Source organism: Thioalkalivibrio halophilus, from assembly GCF_001995255.1.
Taxonomy (GTDB): Bacteria; Pseudomonadota; Gammaproteobacteria; order Ectothiorhodospirales; family Ectothiorhodospiraceae; genus Thioalkalivibrio; species Thioalkalivibrio halophilus.
This window is the reverse complement of sequence record NZ_MUZR01000014.1, coordinates 1-5241: the sequence shown is the minus strand read 5'-3', so window position 1 is coordinate 5241 and position 5241 is coordinate 1. Positions and strand designations below refer to the sequence as shown.

Genomic DNA, 5241 nt, shown 5'->3' with positions numbered 1-5241 from the left:
CCGGGGGCGGAGCATCGGACCAGGGATCCGGGTCCAGGTGTCCGCTCTGGTAGGCCCAGCCCAGATAGCCAAGGTTGGCCAGCAGCAACGCAAAAATCGTCCAGCGAATCATTCCCCCGCCCTCCCCGTCCGTGACTCGTCCGCCAGCTCCAGCCCGGCGAGCACCGCCAACCCGTCCAGCACAGGCCGGGGATCCGTTCTGACCGGCCCCGGAAGATCCTCCATCAGCATCCGGGCATCCCCCCCCGTCAGGAGACAGACCGGCACGCGCGCCACCCCCGCAGAGCCGGTACTCCCCTCCTCGGGGTACGGGATGTCCGCGAGCGATTCACGGCCGGCCGCCACCACGGCCGCCACGCCCGCCGCCCAGGCCGTGGCCCAGCCCCGGTCCAGCGCCATGGCCGTACTCTGCCCCGGCGAGCGCTCGGGCCACGGATCAAAACCCGCGCCCGGCGCACGCGGGGCGATGCGATCGCTCAACAGCTTCTGCATCCCGGCCCAGCCGCCGTGCAGCCCCGGCAGGATGTAGCCCCCGATGTGCACACCGTCGGCGCGCAGCACGTCCACCGTGACGGCGGTTCCGGCATCCACCAGCACCACCGGCTGCCCCGGGTCACGCGCGCGCGCCGCCAGCAGGGCACAATAACGATCCACGCCCAGCTGGCCGTGGGCATACCGCGACACCAGCACGCCCGACTGCGCCGCCGCCCCGGGGCCCACGCCGGACTCCGCCTCCAGACGGGGTTCCACCTCCTCGACCGTCAGACCGGGCCAGGCCGTGGCCAGGGCCTCGCGCAGGCGCTGCGAGCGCTCCGGTGCCCCGACCCGCGCCAGCCATGCGGCCCCCGGCGGAACCGACACCGTTTGCGCCAGCTCCGCCACGCCGGCCGCGATATCGGCGTCGGCCCCGCTGGCCTGTTCCACCCCGGACTCGTCGCGCAGGGACCATTTGAGGCGGCTGCTGCCCAGATCCAGCAGTAGCGTCAGACTCGGGTTCCCGTCACTCGGCATGATTCCACCTGCGCACGCTGACCTCTCCGGAATGCAGAGCCTGTTCCCCGCCCCGTTCTCTGCTTTGTTCGTCGCGCACCCGGAGCGTGCCGGCCTGCGGATCGATCCCCAGCGCGAGGAATCGCTCGCCGGTCTCCAGGCGTTCCACGCGCTGCCCCGCCAGTACATCCACGGCACCCAGCCGCTCGCCGGCCTGACTCAGACCGTGTGCCATCAGCCATGGATGCGCCCTGAGCAGACTCGCGGCGAGGCGCCCCGCCAGTTCCAGCCAGCCCGGCGGCGGGACACCCTGCGCGGCCAGGTCCGTCACCGCACGCCCCAGCTGCAGACGCTGCGACCCGGCGCGGTTCAGTCCCACGCCCGCCACCAGCCGCCCGCAGACACCGTTCGCGACACGCGGCGCCTGTTGCTCGACGAGGATCCCCCCCAGCTTGGCTTCGCCGACCACCAGGTCATTGGGCCATTTCAGGCCGACCGCGGCGTAGCCCAGCTCGTGCAGGGTCTCGCTGAGCACCAGTCCGGCGCCCACCGGCCACGCCGGCGGCACCCGCTCGCCCGGTTCCAGCGGCCACGCCACGGACAGTGCAATGCCGTCTTCCGGGTGCCCGACCCAGTCCCGGCCACGCCGGCCCCGACCGGCGGTCTGCTCGCGCGCCAGACACACCCGTCCGGCCCGCGGCAACGCATCCGCGGACACGTCCTCCAGGAGATAGCGACTGGTGGAATCCACTCGATCCAGGACTTCCACCCGGGCCGGCCCCGCGTGCGCGGATTCATCGCGCAAAAGGCCTTCCAGCGCCGTGGTTTCCGGCGCCATAATGGCGGCAGTCGAGGAGAAGGCGGTCATGGGGATCGGCAGATCGACGGGAGAACCGGCTTGAACACGGTCCATCATCTTACGGCGTTGCGCAGGGGGTTGTCTGCCCTGACCCTTGCGGTCGGGTCACTGGCCCTGGCAGGGGGCCTCGCGGCCCCGCTACCGGCGCAGGCCGATTTCTACACCTGGATCGATGACGATGGCGCCCGCGTCATCAGTGACGAACCGCCCGAACACGGCGATTACGAGGACGTTCCCGGTCCCTCGTCCACGCGCGGCAACACGACCACCGGCGGTGACGACGGCTGGTCGCCGACCGAGATCTTCGTCTTCGAGGGACCCGACGGCGAACGTCTGGTCACCAACCTGCGCAACCAGGGGCCCGGCATGGAGCTGATCGCCCAGTACGGCCGTCCGCCGGCGCGCGCCCGCTGCGGCCGCAACGCCCAACGGGCGATGGCCAGCGGCGGCGGGGAATACGCCGACATCATCCACGACGCCGCCGGCCGCGAAGGAGTGGATCCGGATCTGGTCCTGTCGGTGATCCACGTGGAGTCGTGCTTCGATCCCGAGGCCGTGTCACGGGTGGGCGCCCACGGTCTGATGCAGCTGATGCCGGCCACCGCGGCGGAGCTGGGAGTGACCGACCGTTTCGATCCGGCCCAGAACGTCCAGGGCGGGGTGCGCTATCTGGCCGCCATGCTGCAGCGCTTCGACGGCGACCTGGACCTGGCCCTGGCGGCCTACAACGCAGGTCCCGGTGCGGTGGAACGCCATGGCGGCGTCCCGCCCTACGAAGAAACCCGCGAATACATCCGGCGCATCGGTCGGCACTATAACGGCGACCAGCCGCTGGTCCGCGCCGGCTCCGGCTGACGCTGCTTCAGCGCCGCTCGCGCCCGCAGTTCCAGCACTGGGTGAACTGCGGCTCGATCCGCTCGCCGCAGCTCGGGCAGGTCCATTCGGTCGCGTCACCCACCGGATCGCCCTCGAGGTATTCCATCACCAGTTCCCGCGCCTCGGTGGCCTGCTCCTCGTGCACCACCACGATGCGCGCCCAGCACTCGTTGGGCGGGATCTCGCCCGAGGCGCCATAGAGCCCGGCCTGATGCACGTGGGCGGGGATGCCCGCGTCGTTGAGCATGCCGCCGATGAACTCGGCCATCACCGGATCGGCGTTGTGGTAGACGGTCTTCATGGATCAGTGTTTCCCATGCCCGCCCGGCGCTACTGGACCGTGCCCTGGTTGGCGGCCTGGAAGTACTCCATGGCCTTCTGGATGGCGTACATCGGCCCGTCATCCATCGCCTCGCGGGTATGCGGCAGCTGAATGTCGGCGTGGTACTTGCGCAGCGCCAGGACATGGATCGGCAGCTCGCGCCCGAACTTGTCGTTGGCATAATTGAAATGTTGCGCCAGCCCCAGTACCAGATGCACCCGATCGTTCGCCTCCAGTGACTCGGGCGACACGGCGACCTCCGGCATCTGCCCCACCTGCCCGGTCACCTGCACCTCGATCCGTCGGTCGCCGTCGGCCGGTGCGGGGCGTTCCGTCTCGTCGGTCACCAGTTTCAGGTTCTCGGAGAGGTCCAGATAGCCCTTGTTCAGGATGTGCTGGTGCGGCTGGAACACCTTGCTGGACATGTTCACCGCCCACAGCTCGAGGATCTCCTTGAGATCCTGCGCCGGCTGGGTGTCACCCAGCGCGAACAGCTGCTGCGCGTAGAGGATGTCCCACACCCACACCTGCCCGTATTCGGGCAGCTCGTCGCCGGATTCGTCCACCGAAACCGTCTGCAGCTCGGGCTGCTCGGGATCGGGGGCATGCAGGGTGAGGGTAAAGGTGGCCAAGGAACTGCTCCAGTCAGACGTTTTCCCCATTGTAGCGATGCGACGCCGGCCGCGGGGAGATCTTTCATCCCGCCCGGGGCCTTGGCACCGACCGCAGCCAGCGCCACAGTCGCCAGCCGAGCAACAGCGCCAGCACCCCGCCGTAGATCCCGACCTCGATATAGTCCGCACCCCGGGTCAGCCACAGCACGTGCAGGATGGCCAGCCCGCCCGCCGCGTAGGCCAGGCGGTGCAGACGCGGCCACCAGCGCCGCAGCCGCCGCTGCGCCCCGCGCGTGGAGGTCAGCGCCAGCGCCAGCAGGATCACCCAGGCGGTGAATCCGACGGTGACATAGGGCCGGTGACGGATGTCATCGAGGATCAGTACCCAGTCAAAGAACAGATCCAGCCCAACCCAGACCAGCAGATGCGCGCTGACCCAGGCAAAGGCCACCAGCCCGAGCATCCGCCGCAGCGCGCTGATCCAGGCGAGACCCGTCCACTGGCGCAGCGGCGTGACCGCCAGCGCCACCAGCAGCGCGATCATCGCGTGGGTGCCGGTATCCGCCAGCAGCCGCTCGATCGGGTTGACTCCGAGACCGCCGAACCACCCGGCCGCGCGCAGGGTGATCCACGCCCCCGGCGCCAGCGAGGCCGCCAGCACCAGGGTCCACACCCCGCGCGGAGGCCGGGCCGATGCGCGCCGGCGTCCTGACACTAAGGAAACACTGACCAATGTTTCCTTAGTACTTCTCGGTCAGGTCCATGCCCGCGTACATCGAGGCAACCTCTTCGCCGTAGCCGTTGAACATCTTTGTACGCCGGCGGCGGAATTCGCCGATGCGGCGCTCGGTGGCCTGCGACCAGCGCGGGTGGTCCACGTCGGGGTTCACGTTGCTGTAGAAGCCGTACTCGTTCGGCTGCATGCGGTTCCACGAGGTCGGCGGCTCGTCCTCGACGAAGCGGATGCGCACGATCGACTTGATGCTCTTGAAGCCGTATTTCCACGGCACCACCAGCCGGATCGGCGCCCCGTTCTGGTTGGGCAGCACGTGATCGTACATCCCCACCGAGACAATCGTCAGCGGATGCCGCGCCTCGTCCATACGCAGGCCTTCCACGTACGGCCACTCGAGCACGCTGCGACGCTGCCCCGGCAGGTTGTCCGGATCATGGATGCTCTCGAAGGCGACATAGCGGGCGCTGCCGGTCGGCTCGGCACGGTCGATGATGCGGTTGAGCTCGAAACCGATCCACGGGATCACCATCGACCAGCCTTCCACGCAACGCAGGCGGTAGATCCGCTCCTCCAGCGACCAGGGGTCGATGAAATCTTCCAGCGCATACTCCCCGGGGTTGTCGCAGAGCCCCTCCACGCGGATGCTCCAGGGGTCGGTCTGCAGCCGGTCGGCCAGACGATGCGGATCTTCCTTGCCGGAGCCCAGCTCGAAGAAGTTGTTGTAGGTGGTCGCGTCCTCGAACGGGGTCAGCGATTCGTCGGTGGAGAACTCGCCCGGCTCCGCGTCCAGGGGCTTAAGCTCGTCGCGCAGGTCGGCACCCGCCGGGCCCGCAAGCCCCAGCGC

The 5241-nt window shown here is 69.2% G+C and carries 7 protein-coding genes; 1 reads left to right on the top strand and 6 read right to left on the bottom strand.

Going from position 1 to position 5241, the window contains the following annotated elements; translation table 11 throughout:
- Positions 1–108: 108 nt before the first annotated feature.
- The gene (locus B1A74_RS05155; RefSeq protein ID WP_077243971.1) at positions 109–1011 is read right to left on the bottom strand and encodes a type III pantothenate kinase; all 903 of its coding nucleotides are present in this window, start codon (positions 1009–1011) and stop codon (positions 109–111) included.
- Positions 1001–1828 carry a biotin--[acetyl-CoA-carboxylase] ligase gene (locus B1A74_RS05150; RefSeq protein ID WP_208855982.1) on the bottom strand — a complete coding sequence of 276 codons (828 nt, stop codon included), beginning with the start codon at positions 1826–1828 and terminating at the stop codon, positions 1001–1003. Before B1A74_RS05150 ends, B1A74_RS05155 begins: the two co-directional genes overlap by 11 nt.
- Positions 1829–1927: 99 nt before the next feature.
- On the opposite strand from B1A74_RS05150, the gene B1A74_RS05145 reads away from it, so the two are divergent.
- Positions 1928–2704 carry a lytic transglycosylase domain-containing protein gene (locus tag B1A74_RS05145; RefSeq protein WP_077243970.1) on the top strand — a complete coding sequence of 259 codons (777 nt, stop codon included), beginning with the start codon at positions 1928–1930 and terminating at the stop codon, positions 2702–2704.
- Positions 2705–2711: 7 nt separating this feature from the next.
- Here the strand turns inward: B1A74_RS05145 and B1A74_RS05140 are convergent, their stop codons facing one another.
- From B1A74_RS05140 to msrP, 4 genes are all read right to left on the bottom strand, one after another.
- Positions 2712–3026 (bottom strand): putative signal transducing protein, encoded by a 315-nt coding sequence (locus B1A74_RS05140; RefSeq protein ID WP_018869615.1) that lies wholly within the window; start codon positions 3024–3026, stop codon positions 2712–2714.
- A gap of 29 nt (positions 3027–3055) precedes the next feature.
- A complete protein-coding gene (locus B1A74_RS05135; RefSeq protein ID WP_077243969.1) occupies positions 3056–3679 on the bottom strand; it encodes a hypothetical protein in 624 nt (207 codons plus the stop codon).
- A 64-nt stretch (positions 3680–3743) separates the two neighbouring features.
- The gene (locus B1A74_RS05130; protein WP_244269172.1) at positions 3744–4376 is read right to left on the bottom strand and encodes a protein-methionine-sulfoxide reductase heme-binding subunit MsrQ; all 633 of its coding nucleotides are present in this window, start codon (positions 4374–4376) and stop codon (positions 3744–3746) included.
- A gap of 25 nt (positions 4377–4401) precedes the next feature.
- Positions 4402–5241, bottom strand: an 840-nt coding sequence (gene msrP / locus B1A74_RS05125; protein WP_143592229.1) for a protein-methionine-sulfoxide reductase catalytic subunit MsrP, incomplete at its 5' end; no start/stop codon positions are given.

Excerpts from the sequence above, each read along its gene's own strand:
- B1A74_RS05155 (WP_077243971.1), bottom strand. The coding sequence starts at position 1,011 with ATGCCGAGTGACGGGAACCCGAGTCTGACGCTACTGCTGGATCTGGGC.
- B1A74_RS05150 (WP_208855982.1), bottom strand. The coding sequence starts at position 1,828 with ATGGCGCCGGAAACCACGGCGCTGGAAGGCCTTTTGCGCGATGAATCC.
- B1A74_RS05140 (WP_018869615.1), bottom strand. The coding sequence starts at position 3,026 with ATGAAGACCGTCTACCACAACGCCGATCCGGTGATGGCCGAGTTCATC.